Raw genomic sequence first — 21,609 nt, 5'->3', positions numbered from 1 at the left:
AGTGAAAACAATACGATGCGTAGTAACAGCGTCATACTCTTATTGGGCATATTATTCATCTTAGTTACGGATTCAATCCTATACTTTCAACTAAAGCGCTTCTTACGAACCTGCTTAAGCCGTTTTATTTTCGGGATTCACTCCCTCCTTTTTATCATCGGATTCATCCTGTACTATGTATATATTCCCCATTTAAAAGGACCGGAAAGTTATTATTGGGTAGGCCTCTGGATAGGCATATTCATCTTGTTTTATATACCTAAAATCATTTTCATCCTCTTCAATATCCTGGCATGGCCAATAAACCGGTTATCACATTCATCCGGTAAAAAAACACGTTACACCGCCACTATCATCGCCGGAATATTCTTTCTTTCCATATTATACAGTATAACATACAACCGATACAACTACAAAATACAGACCATATCCATTGAATTTCCACAACTCCCCGCTTCTTTTAAAAATTTCAAAATAATCCAACTTTCCGATTTACATTTAGGCAGCCATTCCGTATACTACTCCGGGATACCGTTATTGGTAGACAAAGTAAACAGCCTGCATCCCGACGTCATACTCTTCACCGGTGACATGGTTAATAACTTTGCTGTAGAAATCTGTCCGTGGATAGAAGAGTTAAGCCGCCTGAAAGCCCGATACGGGAAATACGCTGTGACTGGAAACCATGACTACGGCTTATACACCCAGTGGCCGGACAGTACTGCCCGTCTGGATAACATGAGAGATTTTTACAACAATATGAAAGATGCCGGATTCACCATGTTAAACAACAGCAATATACCGATAATCAAAGGCAATGACACCCTGTACATTGCCGGTGTGGAAAATTGGGGCAACCCGCCCTTTCCCAGATTCGGAAAACTGTCCCAGGCACTGGAAAATACGGAGGACCACTTCGTCATACTTCTCTCACACGACCCCTCCCACTGGAGAGCTGAAATACTCAATCATCCTATTCCTTTAACCTTATCCGGACACACCCACGCCATGCAAATGGGCATCAAAATCGGCAAATTCAAATGGAGCCCAGCCCGGCTGCTCTATCCGGAATATGACGGATTGTATTATCACGACAACCATTATATCAATGTATCAAGAGGGGAAGGATATATAGGCTTCCCCGGACGCATCGGGCTTCGGCCGCAAATAGACGAAATCATATTAAACTAAAACCACGGGAAATAACTTGTTGAAAATATTACAGCCTGTAAACTATGGAAAGACAACATTTAAAAAGCGTCACCCATAAACTGATATTTTCACTGCTGTCCGCCTCCTTCGTCATCTTTATCTTACTATCTATCTGCATCTTCTTTTCTTCAAGGAAATACATCCGGGACAACGCATTCCACAAGGCATCCGATATATCTTTCAGTGTTATCCGCACATTAAATCGCAAAATCACCAGCATAGAACAAATCCCGCAAACACTCCACTCCTTTACGGATACTCACCGGACCTCCGGCCTACAGTTCCTGCCCGCCCAAATCCTGCACACCTATCCTTATTTAAGCGAATGTTTCATCTCCTACACCCCTTCTCCCGCACATCCTGCCAGCATACACGCCGTCCGTACCCCATCCGATTCCATTATTTGCTGCAACGGGCAGCAGCCCTTCTCTGCCGACACATCCTGCATCTTTCGCAAAAACACCACCGGAGGCTGCTGGAGTTTCATCCAATACCCCCAAAAACAACACATCTGCTATTGTGCCCCCCTTGCAAACGACATCGCCGCTGACGGCATCATTGGCTTTATATTCCCCATTGACTGGTTCATTGACTTTGCTGCCGACGTCAAACTCTATACCTCCGGCCATATCTTTTTCACCACCACAGAGGGCGAAACCATCTTTTGCCCACATCCAACATTCCAAAACACACTGCACGATTACTTTTGCCATCCTGACGGACAAAAAATAAAAAAAGCCTTTTTACAAGGTCAAACTGGCGCAATAACCATCAAGCAATGCCATCTGAACCATTTTCTGTTTTACACCTCTATTCCTTTTTTAAACTGGCGCCTCGGCCTTGCCTGTCCCTATGATGAAATCCTCGTTACATCCAACAAATTTCACGAACTGCTGTTGCTCATTTGCGGATTAGCCCTGCTATTGCTTATTTTCATCACATTCAGAATAGCCCGGCAAATATCCAAACCGCTCAAAGAATTTTCCGGATACGCCCGGCAAATCCGGAACGGACTGCAAAGCGACGGAATCAGTATCAGCAGCAATGACGAATTAGGAGTACTGAAAGATGCTTTCAGTTACCTGCAACACAATAACGAAAAAATGCGGAATGAAATCCGTCTGGCACAAAAACTGCAACAGCGTTTCCTCCCTTATCCCTCCCCATTACCGGAAAACATCCATGTAAAAGGAGAACTGCAACAATCCAAACACGTCGGCGGCGATTTATATGAATACTTCCTCGCCGATGACCATCTCTATTTTGCCATCGGAGATGTCGCGGGAAAAGGCATACCGGCAGCCCTCTACATGGCCTCCGTCGTAAAACTATTCCGCTATGTCGCCAGTATACAAACCTCCACGGCCAATATTTGCAACACAATCAATATCTACACGGCTGAAAATAACGAAGGAGATATGTACGTCACCATGTTTGTAGGCATCCTGAACATTAAAACAGGAGAAATGACTTTCACCAATGCAGGCCATCCCGAACCGTTAATCATACATGCCAACCGCGAAACAAGTAAACTGACGTGTCATCATGACTCCCCCGTTGGTCTGCTCGAAAATTATTCTTACAGTGAATGCCACTATACCTTGCCTATCGGCACAACCCTCCTGTTATATACGGACGGTATCACCGACGCAGAAAACCAATCGGGTCTGTTTTACGGCGAGGAAAAACTCAAAGCTGCCATCCGCAACTCCTCCTCCCTGCAACCAAACAAACTCGTTGATGCCATATTGAAAGACTTACATCAACACATCAATAACGCAGAATTATCAGACGATTTCACCCTCCTTGCCATTCAACTCCAATAAAATTCCAGACCCGAAAGATAATTTTATCTACAAGTCTGCAAGACCTTGACCACCTCTTCTATCTTTCGCTTATCACTGTATGCAATATCATATTCCGGAATACCCGGAACTCCTCCCATAAATATATGCGGATTACGGAAAACCATCGCACTATCCCGCACACTCTTCCCGCTCATATGCAACGCATCGACCCCTGTTTCCAACAACTGCCGCGCATTGGATACATTCACACCGCTTCCAGCCATTATCTGTATTCGTCCCTGTGCCTGCCGTACCAATTCCCTCAATACGCCCACTCCTTCCGTTGCCGTATTATGCATACCGGAAGTCAGAATACGATGACAGCCGCACCCGATAACCGCTTCCAATGCCTCCCCGGCATTCCGTGTCATATCAAAAGCACGGTGAAAAGTCACCTTCAACGGGGAAGCCCACGCCACCAGCTTCGTCATTCTTTCCACATCCACGATACCGTCCGCCGCCAATATCCCCAACACGACACCATCCGCACCGCTTTCCTTGACAAAACGAATATCTTCCCACATTTGCCTGTATTCCCATTCCGAATAAAGAAAATCCCCTCCCCTCGGCCGAATCATCACATACAACTCCATTCCTTCTGTTAGCTCCCGCGCCATACGTATCGTTGCCGCAGAAGGTGTTGTTCCGCCGTCATACATCGCCGCACACAATTCCACCCTGTCCGCCCCCGCTTCTTTCGCCGCCCGACAGGATTCCAACGAATAAGCACATATTTCAAGTTCGCATTTTTTCATAAAATCTTCCTGTTTTCTTTTAACTACACGATACTCACAAACATATAAACACAATTTCAAACAACAAAGCATTATTTCCAAAATATAATCTTCACTTCAACTTATATTTAAATCTATATTAAATCCATGTTAAATCCATATCAAATCCAAGTTAAATCCAATTAATATAGGTTTTAATTGATATTTAATTTGGATTTTATTTATTTTTAATATACTTTTATTACGAATTTATATGTAAGATGAATATGTTTTATTTTAATCGTAAGTTATGAGTATCGCGAAATCAACTTTATTCAACAGTATGAGCGGAAGTCTGGCCAATATTATCGTGTATGAGGTAAACGGAAAGATACGTATGCGGAGTAAGCCGAAAGGTTATAAGAAGTCTGACAGTCCGGAGCAAAACTCTCAAAAGAGCAAATTCCGGGGAGCTTCTCTGTTTTTCCGGAATATCGGTATGCCGATGCGTTTATCCTGGCAGGAATCCGTCCGCGGAACAGATTTAAGCGGATATAATCTTTTCATCAAGGAGAATATACATAATTTCACCCCTGAAGGGGAAGCGGAAGATTTCGCCAAATTAAAAATCAGCTATGGTCCTCTTTACATACCGGACAATATAGCCATGGTCCATACAACACCCGATACCGTGACTTTACGATGGGACGCAAGTTGTCCGGGAGACAGCGATACGAGCGATTTACTGTATCTTGCCGTTTATGACAGAAATGAGAAAAGAAATTATAAGATTTACGGCATCGAACAGGAGACGGTAAAAAGAAAAGCAGGAGAATACACTTTCAAACTACCCGCAGGTATCAAGAATGAAGTACATCTGTTCGCATTTTTCAAAAAGCAATACGAAAATATCTATTCCGACAGCCGTTTTATCGGCACTATTTAATTTTCCGTACTCTGGGCTGAAGCGGAACGTTTTGAGGAATGGCATTTGCATTGGTCAAAAAACCAGGCAGCCGTCTCATTGATTTTCTGAACGACTTGCTCTAAGGGCTCTGTTGATTGCCCTCCGGCAGCATTTAGGTGTCCCCCTCCGTTAAAATATTCTTTTGCCCAAAGATTAATCGGTATATTACCCTTGGAACGGAAAGAGAGTTTTACTCTCTCTTTTCGTTGGGTAATTTGTATGGAGACCAATACTTTTTCAATGGACAAGGGTATATTGACCAGTCCTTCCAAATCCCCTTCCTTGAAATCATATTTTTCTAATTCCTGTCCGGTAATAGGTATAAGCGCCAACGGATAATCGGGATGAATGGTCAATTTATTTAACAGAGCATTTCCAATCAGCCGCAAACGTGAAAGCCGATTGTGTTGATAAAGATTTTCATGTACATACTGTTTGTTCAGTCCCCGGTCCAATAAATCTGCTACCACTCTGTAAGTTTCCGGATGAGAAGAGTTGTGGCTTAATCCTCCGGTATCTGTATTTATTCCCGTATAGAGAGCATTTGCCATATCAGGAGTAATTGCTTCGTCACCCCATATTCTGCTGATAACAGTATATAATAACTCACATGTGGAAGATACCCGGGTATTGGATATGATAAAGTCTACCTCTTCCGGTTCCGGATGATGGTCGATAATCACTTTTAGCCCCTTATAATCCCGTAGTAAAGGCTGCAAGTCTCCTTCCCGCAATATCGTATTATGGTCAAGCATGAATATGATATCAGCTTCGGCTATTAATTTTTTACACTGCTCCGATCTGTCTTGCAATGAGACGGCTTTATTCGCATTTTTCAACCATTTCAAGTATTCCGGAAAGAAATCACACGTGATAATAGAAGCTTTGATACCATTGTTTTCCAATGCCATTGAAAAAGCGGAACAAGCCCCCACTGCATCTCCGTCGGCAGAGATATGAGGAATGATTACGGCCCGCATATTATCACTCTTCCTTAGACATCTTTTCAGTCTGTCTATCGTTCGGAGTACTTCTTTCATTCTAATCATACGATAATTTTATTCCCATTCGATTGTGGCAGGCGGTTTTGAACTGATATCGTAAACGACTCTGTTAATCCCCCTGACATTATTTATAATACGGTTAGATACCCGTGCAAGAAATTCGTAAGGCAAGTGGCACCAATCGGCAGTCATTCCGTCCGTAGACTCTACCGCCCGCAAGGCAACTACACTTTCATAGGTACGCTCATCCCCCATAACGCCGACACTTTGTACAGGCAATAACATGACGCCTGCCTGCCATACCTGATTGTATAATCCTTCTTCCTGAAGCATTGAAATGAATATGTGGTCGGCTTCCTGCAACAAGCGCACTTTTTCCGGAGTTATCTCTCCAAGTATACGAATAGCCAAGCCCGGCCCGGGGAACGGGTGTCTTTGCAGAAATTTATCCGCAAGTCCGAGACTTTTCCCCACTCTCCGCACTTCGTCTTTGAAAAGCAAACGCAAAGGTTCTACCAATTTTAGTTTCATGTAATCCGGCAATCCGCCTACGTTATGGTGCGATTTGATTGTCTGCGAAGGTCCGTTTACCGATAAGGATTCAATAACATCCGGATAAATTGTACCCTGTCCCAACCATTTGGCATCTTTGATTTTGGAGGCTTCCTGATCAAAAACATCGATAAAAGTACTACCGATAATTTTACGTTTCTTTTCCGGTTCAGTAACTCCTGCCAGACGACTGAGAAACAAGTCACCCGATTCGGAGCCAACGACATTCAATCCGAGTTCTTTGTAGTTTTCCAATACATTTTTGTATTCATCTTTGCGCAATAAACCATTATCTACGAAGATACAGGTTAATTTATTCCCTATCGCCCGATGAAGCAGCATTGCCGCTACCGTAGAGTCCACTCCTCCAGATAGTCCGAGTATAACCCGGTCATCACCTAATTTTTGCTTTAATTCTGTAACAGTCGTTTCTACAAAAGAGTCGGGCGTCCATTTTTGTTTGCACCCACAGATATTAACGACAAAGTTGCGTAATAAATGCGCTCCCTCTGTACTGTGATAGACTTCCGGATGAAACTGTATGCCGTAAGTTGTTTCGTTTTCTACTTTGAATGCGGCATTCTTAACATCTGCTGTACTTGCAATAATCCGGTAACCGGCAGGTAGTTTTTCGATGGTATCCCCATGCGACATCCATACTTGCGTATTTTCTCCTATACCGTCAAACAGCAAACTTTGTCTATCAATGTAAGTTAAGTTGGCACGCCCGTATTCCCGTTTGTTGGAGGCTTTTACTTCTCCTCCGAAATGGTGTGCCAGATACTGGGCTCCGAAGCATACTCCCAATAAGGGCAATTTCCCCTTTATAGCCGACAAGTCCGGCTGCGGTGCTTTTTCATCCCGCACGGAAAAAGGACTTCCCGACAGAATTACTCCTTTAACGGAGGAGTCAAGGACCGGATAATGGTTATAGGGATATATCTCGCAATATACGTTTAATTCGCGTACTCTTCTTGCTATTAACTGAGTATATTGCGATCCGAAATCCAGTATCAAAATCTTTTCCTGCATATTATTATATTCTTTTTAAATGACTTATTGGTATTTCTCCATTTTTAATCGATAGTCCGAGCCATAATTGACTATATAAAAACCATAGTTTTCTCTTCCGCAGTCTTCACAGGTCTTGAAGAAGCGGAAACGTGAAAATATCCCCTCTTTTTCATAAAAAGACACTGCATCCAACATCCGGTTTCCATATTTAGCAGCTAAAGGTATAAAATACAATCCTATATCATACGCTTTATTAGCCAACGGGTTCGGTTCTGTATAAAAATATTTACGATAGGTATCTCCAAAACGTTTACCGTTTTCACTCTGCGTATCAACATAACTATAGGCAAAGAGCTTTACATTCAGTTTAAAAAAAGTCTCATGGTCTACGGAAGTAAAGTTTTGCCATTCAGGGAAACCAAGTACAGTGATTTTAAATTCATCGGCAAAAGCAGACAATACAGGCAACATTTTGCTTACATCAGCCTCTTTGGAAGAGGGTAAAATGATTATGTTCTCTTGATCCGGATTTAATAACAGTTTAAATGTGTCAGACTGCTCTTCCTGAAAGTCCCATTTATAAAACTGGATAGCCTGTATCCTATTTATTCTGTCTGCAAAAAGTTTCTTTTCCGTCAGTTCCGACACTATTTGTTCGTCATTGAATTCCCCTCCCGTCCAGCTGATACTGATTATATTGGCCTTTTCGCTTTGAGCTGCAACCCAGGTAGCCATTTCTCCCGTCAATACGTTAAATGAAGGATTTACCTGCAAGAAATTGGGATAACGGCTGAAGTTTTCTCCTCTTGACGATAACGGATAAATTATGGGTATCGTCTTATTCATTAAGTTTTCCGCTATTATTTTGTATTCGGAAGCATAGACCGGTCCAATAATCAAATCGGGATTCAATTGATTGAGTTCTTCTGTAATCCGATACATTTTTGCTGTATTTTTTTCCGTATCATAGATGTGTAAATCTATTTTATATCCCTCTTTTTTCAAACTATCTACCGCCAGCAAAATTCCTTCATAAAAATAAAGGAATTGTTCCGATTTGCGCAGAATTTGTTTTTTTGTCTTCCCCGTTCCTAAACTATCTTGCAATTTATTCAGAGAGTTCAGATTCATATTTTCCACGGCATAGAAAGGAAGCAATAAGGCGACTTTCACATATTTATTGTCCGGAATAAAAGTATCGGAAATAAAATCCGGTTTTTCTTCGCGAACCGGAGTGGCATATATCGGTCCTTCTCCTGTCAAATAGAGCGTATCACTATCTATCGTCTGCTCTTCAACAAATTCCTGTCCGGATTCCTGTTCTGCTTCATGCTCTGTTTTATGTTCTGCAATGGATTTTTCTTTAGGTATGATTGTTTGTATTTCTTCCAAAGGTAAACGAACCAAATCGCCGATGTTCAATGTTCCTTGCACATACTGATCGTTATCTTTTAAAATTCGTTTAATTTTAACTCCGAAACGCCTGGATATGGAATAGAGGGTTTCTCCTTTTTCCACTTTATGGTAATAATATTTGGCATCTCGCTCGACAGTCGATTCCTGATATGGAATTTTCAATACATCAAATATACTAATGATATTGTCGTGTTTGTCATTCTCCTGTTTTACCGTTTCGATATTCACTCCGTAAGCCTTACAAATGGCAAAAAGCGTTTGTCCCTCTTCCACGACATGCAAGTAGTAACTTTTTCCTTTTATCACAACAATATCTGTTGATTTTTTTACGACCGGAGATTGTGCCGAAAGGATTCCGGATACGAGGAAGAAATATATAAATAATACAACTTTTACAATTCTGTTATTCATCGTTTATTCTATTCAACTTATAAGTGACAAAATTACAAAATAGAAGCGGAAAATTTAAAAATCTGAACTATTTTTGCGCACAATAATGATTTTCATAAAACCTAAAGCAATTATGGCGAAATTGTCTAAATATCCGAGATTAACTTTTTTCTTTTTAAATTTATTAGTTGCTGTTATTCTATTGTTTGTAGGCGGATATTTTGTTTTGTCCCGTCTGGATGTGTATACATCTCACGGAGAGTATATTTCCGTACCGGCTTTTCAATTATTATCGCCGGAAGAAGCCCAAGAGGTTGCTTCTGCACATCAACTGCGAGTGATGATTGTTGATTCTATCTATGATGACAGCGCAGAACCGGGTGTTGTTTTGGAACAATATCCCTTAAACGGCGCACATGTCAAAGAAAACCGCATGATTCGGCTAATCACCAATGCCCATTCACCTGAGCGAGTTCCTTTTCCTCAATTGAATAATGCCCCCTACCGTCAGACGTTGCAAACTTTACACAGCAAAGGATTCAAAATCGGACATATCAGTTATGCTCCGTCACAATTTAAGAATTTAGTACTAACATTACAGCTTCACGGAAAAGATATCGAACCGGGTACGTTAATTCAAAAGGGAAGCACCATTGATATTGTTCTCGGGGAAGGCAGAAGCAAAAACTTTGTCGCTATGCCCAAAGTACAAGGTTTGTTGTTAAATCAAGCTATCGGGAATCTGAAAGAAAATTACCTTAATATCGGAAAAATCATTCCGGATAATAGCATTAAAGGAACCCCAACTTCCATGGCCATTGTTTACAGGCAAAACCCAGATGCCCAACAACAGCCTCAAGTAAAGGCAGGAACCTATGTCAATCTATATATCACATTAGACAAGCAGAAGATTCAAGAGTTGGATTCTCTTCTCATCGTTACAGAATAATTTATGACAGAAGAATACGAGGATATTGACGATCTGGATTTCGATGATGAAAATCGGGAAGGTGAGCATGAGATGTATGAGCACCACCGCATAGAAGCCGACCGCGGTCAAATTCCCCTACGCATTGACAAATTCCTGATGAGTAAACTCCCCCATGCTTCCCGTACAAAAATTCAGGAGGCGGCTGAAGCGGGAAATATCCGAGTAAACGACAAATCCGTAAAGTCCAATTATAAGGTTAAACCTTATGATGTGGTTTCTATTGTGATGGCTTATCCGAAACGGGATTTTGAAATCACACCGGAAGACATTCCCCTCCATATAGTTTATGAGGATGAGCATTTGCTCGTCGTCAATAAAGAGGCTGGTATGGTGGTACATCCCGCTTTCGGACATTTCAACGGAACGTTGGTCAATGCTTTGGCATGGCATTTAAAGGATAATCCACTTTTTCAAGGAAATGATTTCCGCCCCGGATTAGTCCACCGCATTGACAAGGATACTTCAGGACTTTTGGTTATCGCCAAAACCGAAGAGGCAAAGTCCCATCTGGCTCTTCAATTTTTCAACAAGACGTCTGACCGTAAATATATCGCGGTGTGCTGGGGAAATCTGAAAGAAGATACCGATACAATAACGGGGCATATCGGCCGCCATCCGGTAAACCGGAAGACAATGGCCGTTTTTCCCGACGGCAGTCACGGGAAGCATGCTGTTACGCATTATAAAGTTATCGAGAAACTAGGCTATGTGAATGTCGTTGAGTGTATACTGGAAACAGGCCGTACCCATCAAATCCGAGCTCATTTCAAGCATATCGGACATCCTCTGTTCAATGATGCGGAATACGGTGGAAACGAGGTTTTAAAGGGCACTACTTTTTCTAAATATAAGCAGTTTGTTCACAATTGTTTTACGCTTTGTCCCCGCCAGGCATTACATGCCAAGACTCTCGGATTCATCCATCCCGCTACAGGGGAAAAAATGGATTTCGATTCTCCACTTCCACAAGATATGCAAGCGCTGATTGAAAAATGGCGTATCTACACTTCCGGCCGGGAAGATTTGATTTAGCATGTCAATGTAAGTCGAGGTATATCGGAAGGTGGTCGCTATAACCGCCCACATAACGAGGTCCCACAAAGGTGCGCCAGGGTTTATATCCGAAGTATGAACTATCTTCTTCCAAAAGGAATTTGGCTGCATAAGGAGTTAAATGTTTCTCCGCTTGAAACATATGTTTCCCGTTCAAGAGTATGCCAGAGACGATGATATGGTCTATTGTCTGCCATTCGCCTTTGTATTTATAACTTCCATGAGTTCCGTACAACAGATAGTAGCCAGTATTATACAATCCCGTATTTTCTATTTTACGGGCATCTGACCTCTTAGCTTTTAAAACTGTTTTCAGCGCAGGTCTGTCGGCTTTCCCATTAAAATCCCCCATTAATATTATAGCTGCCTTCGGATTTTGCCGTTGAATCGAATCTATGCAATTTTTAAGTGAAGAAGCCGCCAGTTTACGTTTCCACTCGCTTTGGCTCTCTCCCCCTGCCATGGAGGGAAAATGGCACACAAAAAAGTGAAACGTATCCCGACGTAATGAATCCGGCGTCGTTAGAATACCGGAAACATATAATATTTCACGTGTCCTAAAAGTCGTATCCTGCTCACTTTTCACCGGGATAACATTTTCCCTCAATATACGAAAACAGGCGCGTTTATATAAAAATGCCACATCTATCCCTCTACGATCGGAAGATTCCCGATGCGCTATACCATAATCTGCTTCTGCCAAGACTGTTTTTGTCGTCAAGTCATCCAAAACCCGCCTGTTTTCGATTTCACACAGCCCGACAAATGTCGGCATCTGCCCTTCTCCCGACGCATAAATGGCTCTGGATATTTTCTGTAATTTTTCCGTATATCGTGACTGTGTCCAATGCAACCGTCCTTCGGGCGTAAATTCCTCATCACGTTTACCAATATCATGACGGGTATCAAACAGATTTTCCACATTATAGCTGACCACCCGGTAACGCTCTTGTGCCAAAACACTGGAAAGCAAGCACCATCCGATACTCCCGATTAGTATGCACCTACGCAACATCACCTCTATTTGATTTTATTACATGCCTTCGCGTTCTTTTATTTTCACATAATCTCCCCACGACATGGTTTTATAGGTATCTGACCCAATGTAATCCAATATCATACGTCCCCGCCGCTTATCTACATAGAAATATAAACGCTCCATTAATTTACCTTCCATATCGAAGATATAGATACTGGGGACACGCAATACTTTATCGCTTAATGCTATTGCCAATTGATGCAGATTATTATTTGCCTGCCCGGCATTGCCAAACTTATGGGTCATAAATGTTATCGAGTCCTGAGACTGTACATCCAGATGCAATGAATAAAAATACCGCTGTGCCAATTCGGAAAAAGCGGAATCCGCAAATACCTCCCGTTCCATCATGCGGGAGGAGTTATTCCAGGATGCCGACATAAAAAGCAATATTTTCTTTTTCTCCTGTTTCTGTTTGTCATCCAAGTCTTTGAAGTCCGTCCAATAGTTTTTTACTACCTTATCATCCGGATTTTTGGCGGAAAAAACTTTCTCAAAATCAGATACAAAGTCATTAACATTGGAGGACATATAAGCATTCTCTATGAAATAGACGAGAAAAGCCTCCATCTTAAGTACTTCCAGGTATCCCGGTACGACCAGATTTACATTTTCTTTGCCATGCCAAAAAACAGTCGTTGGATAAGAGAGTTTCCCGTTCAACATTTCTATCGCCAAACTGCTTAGCGTACGAGAACCGTTTTGCACCGGCGCATACACTTTGTTTTGAAAATAGAGCGTATCCTTTCCCTCCGCATTTACTTTCACCGGATAAAAATACCGATTGACAAAACTGATTACGTCCGGATTGGCATAAGTTGTCTGATCCAGCCGCTTGCACCATCCACACCAATCCGTATAAAAATCAATTATTAATGGTTTGGGATTTTCCTGATACAATTTATCTGCTTCCGTCAGCGTCAACCAATGTATTTTTTCTTCCTGTGCCGAAAGGGAAGCGCACCACACTATTGCCAATAAGAGAATTCGTATTTTCATATATTTTTCATTTAGTTCCAAAAACGCAGTACATCATTGACATTCGCTAAAATAAACAATGCCAATAAAAAGAGCATTCCCGTTATCTGGGCATACTCTAAAAATTTCATTCCGGGTTTACGTCCCGTTATAACCTCATATAGTAAAAACAACACATGTCCTCCATCAAGAGCCGGAACAGGCAATACATTTACTACCGCCAGCATAATGGAAAGAAATGCGGTAAGTTCCCAAAAAGCCTGCCAGTTCCATACACCGGGAAATATATTTCCGATTGAAATCATTCCCCCGACAGATTTATATGCTTTAACCTGGGGAGTAAAGAGCAGTTTCAATTGCTTCAGATAAGAAGACAATGTCCCTACTCCTTTTTTTATTCCGGCGGGTATCGCTTCCGAGAAAGAATAATTCCTTGTCACATATTCAAGTTGCTCCATATTGACAAAAGAAACGCCTAATTTCCCGTCACTTCCCAACTGTACCGGAATTTTCAAAGTATCCTGCAAACGCAATACCGTTAATTCTATCTGTTTCCCTTTGGCTGCATCCAATTCGCTGATAAATTCATCATAAAAACGCGGGGTTACTTCATTTATCTTCAATATCCTGTCATGAGCCCGGACTCCGGCATCATACGCCGCCGAATAATCTGCAAATCCGTTAATATACACACTATCCATTAACCAACGGGGAGCCACCAAAGAAGCTGCCCGGAAATTCCTCTCAGAAGAGATATGAACCAATTCCGCCACCAATGATTCAGGTATCGGCAAGATTATCAACTCTCCTTCGCGCTCTATTTCCATATACCGGGGATTGTTTAAAAGAATATCCGGAACGATATCAAAGAAGTCATCGATTTTCTTTCCATCCAATGAAATGATTTTATCTCCGTTCCGAAGTCCCATGTTTTTAAACACTAATTCCGAAACAACCCCATGTTTTACGTTTCCGGCAGGCAAATATGTCTCACCCCATACCTGCAACACCATAATAAAGATAAGAAATGCCAATATCACATTGACCAATACCCCTCCCAACATAATCAACAGGCGTTGCCAAGCCGGTTTTGAACGGAATTCCCAATCCTGGGGCGGATTCTTCATCTGTTCCGTATCCATCGATTCATCTATCATTCCGGCAATTTTCACATATCCACCCAAAGGTAACCAACCGATACCGTATTCTGTTTCTCCTTTCTTGAATTTAAACAAAGAAAAAAACGGATTGAAGAAGAGATAAAATTTCTCTACCCGAGTTTTAAACAGTTTGGCAAAAAGGAAATGGCCGAACTCATGAAATACAACCAATATGGAAAGGCTCAATACAAGTTGAAGTATTTTTGTCAATATATCCATCGTTTTACTCCTTGCTATTTAATTTTTTCCACCCATTCTTCCGCTACCTTCCGGCTTTCCTTATCCGTTTCTACATAATCATCCAAGGAAGGATGCTTTATAAAATTCACTGTTTCCATCGTCTTTTCTATTACTTCCGGCATGGCAGTAAAAGAGAGGCGTTCCTGCAAGAAGGCTTCCACGGCAATTTCATTCGCCGCATTCAAAATACAGGAACTGTTTCCTCCTTGCAACATGGAGTCGTATGCCAGTTGTAAATTACGAAATGTTTTCCGGTCGGGCTCTTCAAAAGTAAGAGAAGTATATTGTGAAAAATCTACTCTTCCGAAGGCGGATTTGGGGCGATCGGGATAGGTCAGTGCATATTGTATCGGCAATCGCATATCAGGAACGCCAAGCTGGGCTTTTATACTTCCGTCAGCAAACTGTACCATAGAATGAATAATGGATTGCGGATGGATAATAGGCTGTATTTGTTCCGGCTTGACACCAAACAGCCATTTGGCTTCTATCATCTCAAATCCCTTGTTCATCATCGAAGCCGAATCGATGGTAACCTTCGCTCCCATATTCCAGTTCGGATGCTTCAACGCCTGCCGGGGCGTCACGTGCTTCAACTCTTCGTAAGTCTTTCCCCGGAAAGGGCCTCCGGAAGCCGTCAATATTATCTTTTCTATAGGATTACCGCTTTCTCCCGTCAAGCACTGAAATATGGCCGAATGTTCGGAGTCCACGGGCAGAATAGCCGTGTTATGCCGGGTCACCAATTCATTTATCAATTCTCCGGCGACCACGAGTGTTTCTTTATTCGCCAAAGCAATCACCTTACCCGCTTTGATAGCGTTTACGGTAGGCAGCAATCCGCTATACCCGACAGTTGCCGTTACCACAACATCGACCGTACCGAAAGCAACGATTTGAGCTAAAGCCTCTTTACCGGCAAACACTTTAATGTCTTCATCCTTTAATGCCTCTTTTAGTTCCGCATACTTCCCTTCGTTACCGATGACCACTGCATTCGGCTTGAATTTCAACGCCTGCTCTATCAATAGCGCCACATTATTATTCGCCGTCAAGACTTCTACCGTAAAAAGTTCCGGATGTGCCTCTATTACCTGAAGAGTCTGGGTTCCAATCGAACCAGTGGAACCAAGTATCGCTATATTTTTCGCCATAAACTATTTAAACTGAATAAACTGTTCCGGATCCAACGGATTACCCGCACGCCATAACTCCAGATGCAAGTGAGGTCCCGTTGTCTCCTCGCCGGTATTTCCCACCACGGCAATTGTTTCCCCAACACGCACATAATCCCCTTGTTTCTTCAATAAGGTGGAATTATGCTTATAAACGGAGACCAAATTGTTGGCATGTTGTAGCTGAATGACATAACCTGTTTTTATCGTCCAGTCCGTAAAAATGACCACCCCATCCATCACGGCATTCACTTTGGCACTTGCTTTGGCCACTAAGTCAGTACCGTAATGCCCGACTTTTTCATCAAAGCTACGCGTAACGATTCCTGCTATGGGCGGGAAAAAATGGAAAAAACCACCACTCTCACTTTTAGGCTGGTCTACCGTCAAATTAAAACGTTCTTTTTCCTCTATTGCCGATCTGAAAGCAGTTTCTTCCTGTGTGATATTAAACTGTATGGTATCATAATTTCCCCGTACAAAATGCTGTTGGTGCTGCACTTGTCCTTCATCCTCTCCCCGAAGCACCAATTGAATGGATTTCAAGAAATTATCCCGCTTTTTCAACTCTACTTCCAGCGAATCCACCCGCAAAGCATGTTCGGTAATCACATGACGCATATTCCCATCAGGAAACCCGGGAATAAATTCCTTCAATCCGGTAAAAGCAATCAGCAATGTTGTCAACGATACCAAAATAACGGCCAACATACACAACACAATCAAAACATGTAAACGGGAAAGTTTCATTCTGAAAACCTCCTCATAGGTGGCCTCATTCTGAATAGAAAGTTTATATCTATTTTTCAGTTTACCCCAGAAACCTACTTTTTTCTTTTTCGTCATACCCTCATTTTTAGCCTTCAAAATTAGCACAACAAATTGAAAAAACGAAAACTATTTCAATTCTTTTGCAAGGGCAGACAGTCGTTCGGGTATTGGAATACTTTCAAATTAAAATGAGGAATAATCGCCAGCACATGGTCGAAAATATCGGATTGTATCTTTTCATAAGAGACCCATTCCTGTTTAGCGGAAAAGCAGTAGATTTCTATCGGTATTCCGGTAGCTGTCGGTTGCAACTGCCTTACCATGTGCGTCATATCCTTGTTTATATTCGGGTTAGCATTCAACCACAGTTCCATATATTGCCGGAAGACACCCAGATTGGTTAATTTCCGCTCATCAATGAAGTTATTCTTATCTTTATTGTAATTTCCCAGGGTCTCCTCCATTTGCCCGATATAATCCCGGAGAAAAAGCGAATTACGAAATACCTCTATTTCCTCCTCACTCAAAAAATGCACCGTGCCGATGTCTATATTCACATAACGTTCTATACGCCGTCCGGCGGATTCCTGCATGCCCCGCCAATTAATAAAAGACTGCGATACCATCTGATACGTGGGTATGGTGGAAATCGTCATATCCCAGTTCCGCACTTTAACCGTATAGAGATTAATTTCCAGCACCGTCCCGTTAGCGTGATTGTTCGGCATGACTATCCAATCCCCTATCCGCACCATCTTATTGGCTATCAATTGTACCCCGGCGACAAAGCCCAGTATCGAATCCCGGAAAACCAATAACACAACGGCAGCAAACGCCCCCACTCCGACCAACAGATGTTCCGGCGATTTATTTACCAGAATACTTATAATCAGAATAGAAACCACTGTATATATAAATACTTTAAACACCTGAATAAAAACGGTTATAGGACGATTTTTCGCCACCGGGTAGCTGTCATAAATCCGATTGATAATCTCCAGTAAGGAAAACAATATGACCATACAGACAAGGACAAGCCATATATCCAGGAACCGCCGCACAATATCAGCATATTCCCAGCGTGTTAATTTGGATAACAATACATAACACGCCACCGGTGCCACCAGATACGACAGTTTACTGAAAAAACGCTGCTGATAAAACGCCTCATGCCATTTGTTGGGCTTTTTTTGCATTATTTTCCAAATCAGCAGCGAAAGCCATCTCCGCAATACCCATGTCACCAGAAAGGCTATCAGGAGAATCATGACAAATTCACCCAATATTGTTGCCGTAGCTTCCGCATGCTCTCCCCGGACAGGAACTCCCAGAGAACGTAAAATACCGACAAAGTCCATAATTCATACGATATAAAACAACTGATACGTAAACGGCGCAGGCAATGTTTATTTTTATTTATAGCGTGGTTTTTTATCCTTTTTTAATATCTTTACCACGCATAAGCAAAAAATCAAAATAAAACATATTAAACCATGGAAAACAAACTAAACAATATTTGCAAACAATTCCGGCTGGAAGGCACAATCTTATCCGTAAAACCGCTCGGCGAAGGATTCATCAACGACACTTTACTTATCACGACCTCGGAGGCGACCGCCCCCAACTATATTCTGCAACGGAAGAATAAAAATATATTTCAGGACATACCTGCCATGATGGACAACATCTATCGGGTAACCACGCACCTGAAAGAAAAAATCATTGCAGCAGGCGGAGACCCCATGCGGGAAGCCATGACCATTATTCCGACCCACGACGGTAAATTCTACTATCAGGACGAAGATGGCGAATATTGGGCTGTATGCGTATTCATCGACAATACCATCGCTTACCAGAAGGCCGACACTCCCGAACTTGCCTATCAGGGCGGAAAAGGTATCGGAAAGTTCCAGTCCATGCTGTCCGATTTCAAAGAACCGTTGGCTGACATCCTGCCCGGCTTCCACAATATCCGCTACCGTTTCAAACAATGGGACGAAACATTGGCGAAAGACCCCGTAGGACGGAAAGCTGCCGTTGCTACCGAAATTCAATGGATAGAAAGCCGCCGGGAAGAAATGTTGCACTTCTGGGAATTGGTTGAAAAAGGCACCATCCCGACACGTGTTACCCACAACGATACCAAAATCAACAATATCCTGTTTGACAAACAGGGCAATGTTCTCTGTGTTATCGACCTCGATACCGTATTGAGCAGCACTTGCCTGAATGACTACGGAGACGCCATGCGTTCCTATACCAACACAGGACTGGAAGACGACGAGAATCTGGACAACGTATCCATGAATATGGATATTTTCCGGGGATATACCCAGGGCTATCTGTCCGAAACAGCCAGTTTCCTTAACCAAAGCGAAATCGACTACCTGGCTTTCTCTGCCAAATATATCACCTACGAACAGGTATTACGCTTCCTCATGGATTACATCGACGGAGACCACTATTACAAAGTGAAAAGCAAAGAGCACAACCTCGTTCGCGCACGGGCACAATACAAGCTTCTGCAAAGCATGGAAGCGCAATATACCCAAATGTGCGAGGTAGTCAAAGAAGAAATCAAGAAAAGAAAATAATTTCATGTATTCTATACCCTACCTACCCGAATTATCTTCCTCCTGCATGCAAGAGGAAGATAATTTATTTGATACCCTTCCCGCACAACCTGTCGCATGCAACAACTGGGAGAAAGAGTTTCCCTATGCGCCCCAGGTGAGTTTCCGGATAGCCCACAACAACGAAGCCGTATTCATCCGGTTCGATGTCAGGGAAAACTATACCATGGCAAAAGTAACGGAAGACAACGGCGAAGTATGGACAGACTCTTGTGTCGAATTCTTTTTGGCACTGGACGACACCGGTTACTATAATTTCGAGTTCTCCTGCATCGGGAAAGCTCTGGCGGGATTCCGGAAAGAGCGGCACAACGCTACCCACGGCACGCCGGAAGTCATGCACACCATCAAGCGCCATTCTTCTCTCGGCAACAAAAATTTCGACGAACGCACCGGCGACAACTGCTGGTCGCTGACCGTCGCCATTCCCGCTACCGCCCTGTTCAAACATAAAATCCGGCAATTCGGCGGACTTAAAGCAACTGCCAACGTATACAAATGCGGAGACCATTTGAGCAAACCTCATTTCCTCTCCTGGCAGCCCATTGACACGCCTGCCCCCAATTTTCACGTTCCGGCATTTTTTACGGAAGTAGAATTTCAAAAATAATACCCATGAAAGACAATCTCTATCTCGGTCTGGCTACCGGCATCCTGGCTCCTTTTTTAGTCATTGTTTTATTCTACCTTTTCCGCTTCACGTACCTGACTCCGGGTGAATTTATCCGGCAGGCATTGGTGCTGAAAGTATATCTGAAAATCATCGCCATCGGTGTTTTCTTTGCCGATTTGGGTATCTTTTACCTGTTCCTGCGGGAGAAAAAAAATAACGCCGCAAAGGGCGTTATTTTGGCAGTCTTTGTATTTTTCTTTTTGATGCTCCTTTTTTCTTTCTTTTAATTCACCTCCTCGTATTCCGCATCTTCTATTTCGGCATTATCGGCGCCCCGGTGCTGATGCTCCTCTGTATCATGCAATTTGCGCAACTTATTAATCTGGTACTGGCTGATTAAATCCGTAATGCCGTAAAAGATAGCTGTGCATCCCAGGATAATCACCACGTAAGCGGCACTTCCCCAAGGCTTGAAGATAACCACCAACCCCGCCAGCAATATCACTACCGGATAAAGATAATTGACGGAAGCCACTTTTCCCAGTTGCCTTGCCATGGAGAGCGTCGCCAACTGTGCCGTCCCCGCCAGCAATAACACGCATCCCAACAGAAACATCAACACCGTTGTAAAAAACAGGGGTATCGAAATCAACAGCACGCCCAATAGGATACTTCCCAGCCCATTCAACGGCACCACGCCGCCGGCATGCTCCGCCAGCTGCTGCTGACGATAAGAAATAAGCAACGACATCACGCCGCTCAATAAAAACAGGAACCCGATAAACATCACCAGTGACTTCAATGCCACATCCGGCCAGGCAACCAAAACAATCCCGACGGCAATCGAAATCAGCGCCCGATAGATAACATTCCGGAAAGTCGTTTTACTATAAATTATTCTCATATCTTTTTAATATTACCCGGAATCCTCCGGAATTGACCCAACGAAATTAAGAATTTTTTCACAAAAAGCGATATTCGACGTTGAGGAAATAGACTATGCCGCCCGCTTCTCTGAATCGGAACGGCTTATGTACGGTCTCCGCAACGAAATACTATATATCGTAAGAAAAAAATAAAGGGGGAAAAATTCCCCCTTTTTCAATGATTGCCGGACGATGTCATCATCCCATCTTTTTGCATAGTTCCGCCAATAGCTCCGGAGTGGGAAGCAAGGCGGCGGAGCGGTATTGGAAGTGGTTGGTGAAAAGCACCAGCGTTCCCCGCAGGTTGGTTTCCTGGAGGGCGGAATGGCTTACGCGGTCGGGGTGGTCGATAAGGCCGGTGATGCGGAGCAGTTCGCCGCAGGACAGGTGCTCGAAACCTTCCACCCGCTCAAAGCGGTAGCCCATCCAAATATTGGCGTCCGCTGTCGCCTCCTTGCCCCAGAAGCACCACGAGCCGCGGTTTTTCACCATAATCAGCCGCGGGCGCACCACCTGTTCTATGAACAACTGGGTTATCCGCAGGTTATTTGCCACCAATTGCAGCCCCTGCGGGTCTTTGCAGAACTTCCACACCGCCTGCTGGTTCGTTTTCCGGATATTGAGCAAATCCAGGTAGGCGACTTCCCGCCGGAACTCCGCGGGGAACAGCTTGTCGAACGTCGTGAAATAACGGTCTTTTCCGCCCTTGACCACCGCCTGATAGTCGTATCGTGAAACATACTCCTTGCATGCCGGGTCGCCCTTCCGGGACGACGGGTTCATTCCCGTCACCAAGATGCGGTGCGCTTCCTTGATTTCCGAATAGCAAATACCCCGCTCCAGAATCTTGTTCAACTCCTTCGTAACCATCTGTCCGCGGTATGCCGCCCAAAGATCCAGTAATGGCTGTTCCAT

22 protein-coding genes are annotated in these 21,609 nt (G+C 43.1%); 8 read left to right on the top strand and 14 right to left on the bottom strand.

Translation table 11 applies throughout. The features are described from left to right. The first annotated feature begins 15 nt into the window (after positions 1-15). Positions 16-1,191 carry a metallophosphoesterase gene (locus tag NFR61_RS01235; RefSeq protein ID WP_251619923.1) on the top strand — a complete coding sequence of 392 codons (1,176 nt, stop codon included), beginning with the start codon at positions 16-18 and terminating at the stop codon, positions 1,189-1,191. A gap of 28 nt (positions 1,192-1,219) precedes the next feature. Here the strand turns inward: NFR61_RS01235 and NFR61_RS01230 are convergent, their stop codons facing one another. Together NFR61_RS01230 and NFR61_RS01225 are read right to left on the bottom strand one after the other, a co-directional pair. After that, on the bottom strand, positions 1,220-1,432 hold the full coding sequence (locus NFR61_RS01230; RefSeq protein ID WP_251619922.1) for a hypothetical protein: 213 nt from the start codon (positions 1,430-1,432) through the stop codon (positions 1,220-1,222). Between the two features lie 97 nt (positions 1,433-1,529). Then, positions 1,530-1,925 carry a hypothetical protein gene (locus NFR61_RS01225; protein WP_251619921.1) on the bottom strand — a complete coding sequence of 132 codons (396 nt, stop codon included), beginning with the start codon at positions 1,923-1,925 and terminating at the stop codon, positions 1,530-1,532. 183 nt (positions 1,926-2,108) lie between these two features. Here NFR61_RS01225 and NFR61_RS01220 point away from each other — a divergent pair, with 183 nt between their 5' ends. Continuing rightward, a complete protein-coding gene (locus NFR61_RS01220) occupies positions 2,109-3,038 on the top strand; it encodes a SpoIIE family protein phosphatase (protein WP_251619920.1) in 930 nt (309 codons plus the stop codon). Positions 3,039-3,061: 23 nt separating this feature from the next. Here NFR61_RS01220 and NFR61_RS01215 read toward each other — a convergent pair whose 3' ends face one another. Further along, entirely contained in the window at positions 3,062-3,814 is a 753-nt protein-coding gene (locus NFR61_RS01215) for a copper homeostasis protein CutC (protein WP_251619919.1), read from the bottom strand. Between the two features lie 268 nt (positions 3,815-4,082). Between NFR61_RS01215 and NFR61_RS01210 the strand changes: the two genes are divergently transcribed. Then, positions 4,083-4,718 carry a DUF6266 family protein gene (locus tag NFR61_RS01210; RefSeq protein WP_251619918.1) on the top strand — a complete coding sequence of 212 codons (636 nt, stop codon included), beginning with the start codon at positions 4,083-4,085 and terminating at the stop codon, positions 4,716-4,718. Here NFR61_RS01210 and NFR61_RS01205 read toward each other — a convergent pair. The 3 genes from NFR61_RS01205 to NFR61_RS01195 are packed head-to-tail and all read right to left on the bottom strand — an operon-like array spanning position 4,715 to position 9,136. Continuing rightward, positions 4,715-5,788, bottom strand: a complete 1,074-nt coding sequence (locus NFR61_RS01205) for a DHH family phosphoesterase (protein ID WP_251619917.1) — start codon at positions 5,786-5,788, stop codon at positions 4,715-4,717. The genes NFR61_RS01210 and NFR61_RS01205 overlap by 4 nt on opposite strands. A 9-nt stretch (positions 5,789-5,797) precedes the next feature. Further along, positions 5,798-7,327, bottom strand: coding sequence for a glutamine-hydrolyzing GMP synthase (guaA, locus tag NFR61_RS01200; protein WP_251619916.1), 1,530 nt, complete (start codon positions 7,325-7,327; stop codon positions 5,798-5,800). A 24-nt stretch (positions 7,328-7,351) separates the two neighbouring features. Then, positions 7,352-9,136 (bottom strand): LysM peptidoglycan-binding domain-containing protein, encoded by a 1,785-nt coding sequence (locus tag NFR61_RS01195; protein ID WP_251619915.1) that lies wholly within the window; start codon positions 9,134-9,136, stop codon positions 7,352-7,354. A gap of 112 nt (positions 9,137-9,248) precedes the next feature. Between NFR61_RS01195 and NFR61_RS01190 the strand changes: the two genes are divergently transcribed. Further along, entirely contained in the window at positions 9,249-10,064 is an 816-nt protein-coding gene (locus NFR61_RS01190) for a PASTA domain-containing protein (protein WP_251619914.1), read from the top strand. Between the two features lie 3 nt (positions 10,065-10,067). Further along, positions 10,068-11,138: an RluA family pseudouridine synthase gene (locus tag NFR61_RS01185; RefSeq protein ID WP_251619913.1), complete on the top strand. Its 1,071-nt coding sequence runs from the start codon at positions 10,068-10,070 to the stop codon at positions 11,136-11,138. Positions 11,139-11,142: 4 nt separating this feature from the next. On the opposite strand, the gene NFR61_RS01180 is transcribed toward NFR61_RS01185, so the two are convergent. Genes NFR61_RS01180 through NFR61_RS01155 form a run of 6 tightly spaced genes read right to left on the bottom strand, consistent with a single transcriptional unit; the run spans position 11,143 to position 17,880 of the window. Next, complete coding sequence (locus NFR61_RS01180) at positions 11,143-12,174, bottom strand: endonuclease/exonuclease/phosphatase family protein (RefSeq protein ID WP_251619912.1); 1,032 nt, start codon at positions 12,172-12,174, stop codon at positions 11,143-11,145. 18 nt (positions 12,175-12,192) lie between these two features. Beyond that, entirely contained in the window at positions 12,193-13,197 is a 1,005-nt protein-coding gene (locus tag NFR61_RS01175; RefSeq protein ID WP_251619911.1) for a DUF255 domain-containing protein, read from the bottom strand. 11 nt (positions 13,198-13,208) lie between these two features. Beyond that, on the bottom strand, positions 13,209-14,555 hold the full coding sequence (rseP, locus tag NFR61_RS01170) for an RIP metalloprotease RseP (protein WP_251619910.1): 1,347 nt from the start codon (positions 14,553-14,555) through the stop codon (positions 13,209-13,211). Positions 14,556-14,569: 14 nt separating this feature from the next. Beyond that, positions 14,570-15,730: a 1-deoxy-D-xylulose-5-phosphate reductoisomerase gene (locus tag NFR61_RS01165; protein ID WP_251619909.1), complete on the bottom strand. Its 1,161-nt coding sequence runs from the start codon at positions 15,728-15,730 to the stop codon at positions 14,570-14,572. Between the two features lie 3 nt (positions 15,731-15,733). Further along, entirely contained in the window at positions 15,734-16,597 is an 864-nt protein-coding gene (locus NFR61_RS01160) for a M23 family metallopeptidase (RefSeq protein ID WP_251619908.1), read from the bottom strand. Between the two features lie 56 nt (positions 16,598-16,653). After that, a complete protein-coding gene (locus NFR61_RS01155; protein ID WP_251619907.1) occupies positions 16,654-17,880 on the bottom strand; it encodes a mechanosensitive ion channel family protein in 1,227 nt (408 codons plus the stop codon). 135 nt (positions 17,881-18,015) lie between these two features. Between NFR61_RS01155 and NFR61_RS01150 the strand changes: the two genes are divergently transcribed. The 3 genes from NFR61_RS01150 to NFR61_RS01140 are packed head-to-tail and all read left to right on the top strand — an operon-like array spanning position 18,016 to position 20,055. Continuing rightward, positions 18,016-19,116 carry a phosphotransferase enzyme family protein gene (locus NFR61_RS01150; protein WP_251619906.1) on the top strand — a complete coding sequence of 367 codons (1,101 nt, stop codon included), beginning with the start codon at positions 18,016-18,018 and terminating at the stop codon, positions 19,114-19,116. A gap of 4 nt (positions 19,117-19,120) precedes the next feature. Next, positions 19,121-19,765: a carbohydrate-binding family 9-like protein gene (locus tag NFR61_RS01145; protein ID WP_251619905.1), complete on the top strand. Its 645-nt coding sequence runs from the start codon at positions 19,121-19,123 to the stop codon at positions 19,763-19,765. Positions 19,766-19,770: 5 nt separating this feature from the next. Next, entirely contained in the window at positions 19,771-20,055 is a 285-nt protein-coding gene (locus NFR61_RS01140) for a hypothetical protein (RefSeq protein ID WP_251619904.1), read from the top strand. On the opposite strand, the gene NFR61_RS01135 is transcribed toward NFR61_RS01140, so the two are convergent. Both NFR61_RS01135 and NFR61_RS01130 read right to left on the bottom strand, forming a co-directional pair. Next, the gene (locus tag NFR61_RS01135) at positions 20,052-20,672 is read right to left on the bottom strand and encodes an HdeD family acid-resistance protein (protein WP_251619903.1); all 621 of its coding nucleotides are present in this window, start codon (positions 20,670-20,672) and stop codon (positions 20,052-20,054) included. The two genes, NFR61_RS01140 and NFR61_RS01135, sit on opposite strands and share 4 nt — an antisense overlap. A gap of 220 nt (positions 20,673-20,892) precedes the next feature. Then, entirely contained in the window at positions 20,893-21,609 is a 717-nt protein-coding gene (locus NFR61_RS01130) for a hypothetical protein (RefSeq protein WP_251619902.1), read from the bottom strand.

The sequence above is a fragment of the Odoribacter lunatus genome, assembly GCF_943193135.1.
GTDB classification, from domain to species: Bacteria; Bacteroidota; Bacteroidia; order Bacteroidales; family Marinifilaceae; genus Culturomica; species Culturomica lunata.
This window is presented reverse-complemented; position numbering and strand designations above follow the sequence as displayed.

Excerpts from the sequence above, each read along its gene's own strand:
- NFR61_RS01235 (WP_251619923.1), top strand. The coding sequence starts at position 16 with ATGCGTAGTAACAGCGTCATACTCTTATTGGGCATATTATTCATCTTA.
- NFR61_RS01230 (WP_251619922.1), bottom strand. The coding sequence starts at position 1,432 with ATGCTGGTGATTTTGCGATTTAATGTGCGGATAACACTGAAAGATATA.
- NFR61_RS01225 (WP_251619921.1), bottom strand. The coding sequence starts at position 1,925 with ATGGCAAAAGTAATCGTGCAGTGTGTTTTGGAATGTTGGATGTGGGCA.
- NFR61_RS01215 (WP_251619919.1), bottom strand. The coding sequence starts at position 3,814 with ATGAAAAAATGCGAACTTGAAATATGTGCTTATTCGTTGGAATCCTGT.
- NFR61_RS01210 (WP_251619918.1), top strand. The coding sequence starts at position 4,083 with ATGAGTATCGCGAAATCAACTTTATTCAACAGTATGAGCGGAAGTCTG.
- NFR61_RS01205 (WP_251619917.1), bottom strand. The coding sequence starts at position 5,788 with ATGATTAGAATGAAAGAAGTACTCCGAACGATAGACAGACTGAAAAGA.
- guaA (WP_251619916.1), bottom strand. The coding sequence starts at position 7,327 with ATGCAGGAAAAGATTTTGATACTGGATTTCGGATCGCAATATACTCAG.
- NFR61_RS01195 (WP_251619915.1), bottom strand. The coding sequence starts at position 9,136 with ATGAATAACAGAATTGTAAAAGTTGTATTATTTATATATTTCTTCCTC.
- NFR61_RS01190 (WP_251619914.1), top strand. The coding sequence starts at position 9,249 with ATGGCGAAATTGTCTAAATATCCGAGATTAACTTTTTTCTTTTTAAAT.
- NFR61_RS01185 (WP_251619913.1), top strand. The coding sequence starts at position 10,068 with ATGACAGAAGAATACGAGGATATTGACGATCTGGATTTCGATGATGAA.
- NFR61_RS01180 (WP_251619912.1), bottom strand. The coding sequence starts at position 12,174 with ATGTTGCGTAGGTGCATACTAATCGGGAGTATCGGATGGTGCTTGCTT.
- NFR61_RS01175 (WP_251619911.1), bottom strand. The coding sequence starts at position 13,197 with ATGAAAATACGAATTCTCTTATTGGCAATAGTGTGGTGCGCTTCCCTT.
- rseP (WP_251619910.1), bottom strand. The coding sequence starts at position 14,555 with ATGGATATATTGACAAAAATACTTCAACTTGTATTGAGCCTTTCCATA.
- NFR61_RS01165 (WP_251619909.1), bottom strand. The coding sequence starts at position 15,730 with ATGGCGAAAAATATAGCGATACTTGGTTCCACTGGTTCGATTGGAACC.
- NFR61_RS01160 (WP_251619908.1), bottom strand. The coding sequence starts at position 16,597 with ATGACGAAAAAGAAAAAAGTAGGTTTCTGGGGTAAACTGAAAAATAGA.
- NFR61_RS01155 (WP_251619907.1), bottom strand. The coding sequence starts at position 17,880 with ATGGACTTTGTCGGTATTTTACGTTCTCTGGGAGTTCCTGTCCGGGGA.
- NFR61_RS01150 (WP_251619906.1), top strand. The coding sequence starts at position 18,016 with ATGGAAAACAAACTAAACAATATTTGCAAACAATTCCGGCTGGAAGGC.
- NFR61_RS01145 (WP_251619905.1), top strand. The coding sequence starts at position 19,121 with ATGTATTCTATACCCTACCTACCCGAATTATCTTCCTCCTGCATGCAA.
- NFR61_RS01140 (WP_251619904.1), top strand. The coding sequence starts at position 19,771 with ATGAAAGACAATCTCTATCTCGGTCTGGCTACCGGCATCCTGGCTCCT.
- NFR61_RS01135 (WP_251619903.1), bottom strand. The coding sequence starts at position 20,672 with ATGAGAATAATTTATAGTAAAACGACTTTCCGGAATGTTATCTATCGG.
- NFR61_RS01130 (WP_251619902.1), bottom strand. The coding sequence starts at position 21,609 with ATGGAACAGCCATTACTGGATCTTTGGGCGGCATACCGCGGACAGATG.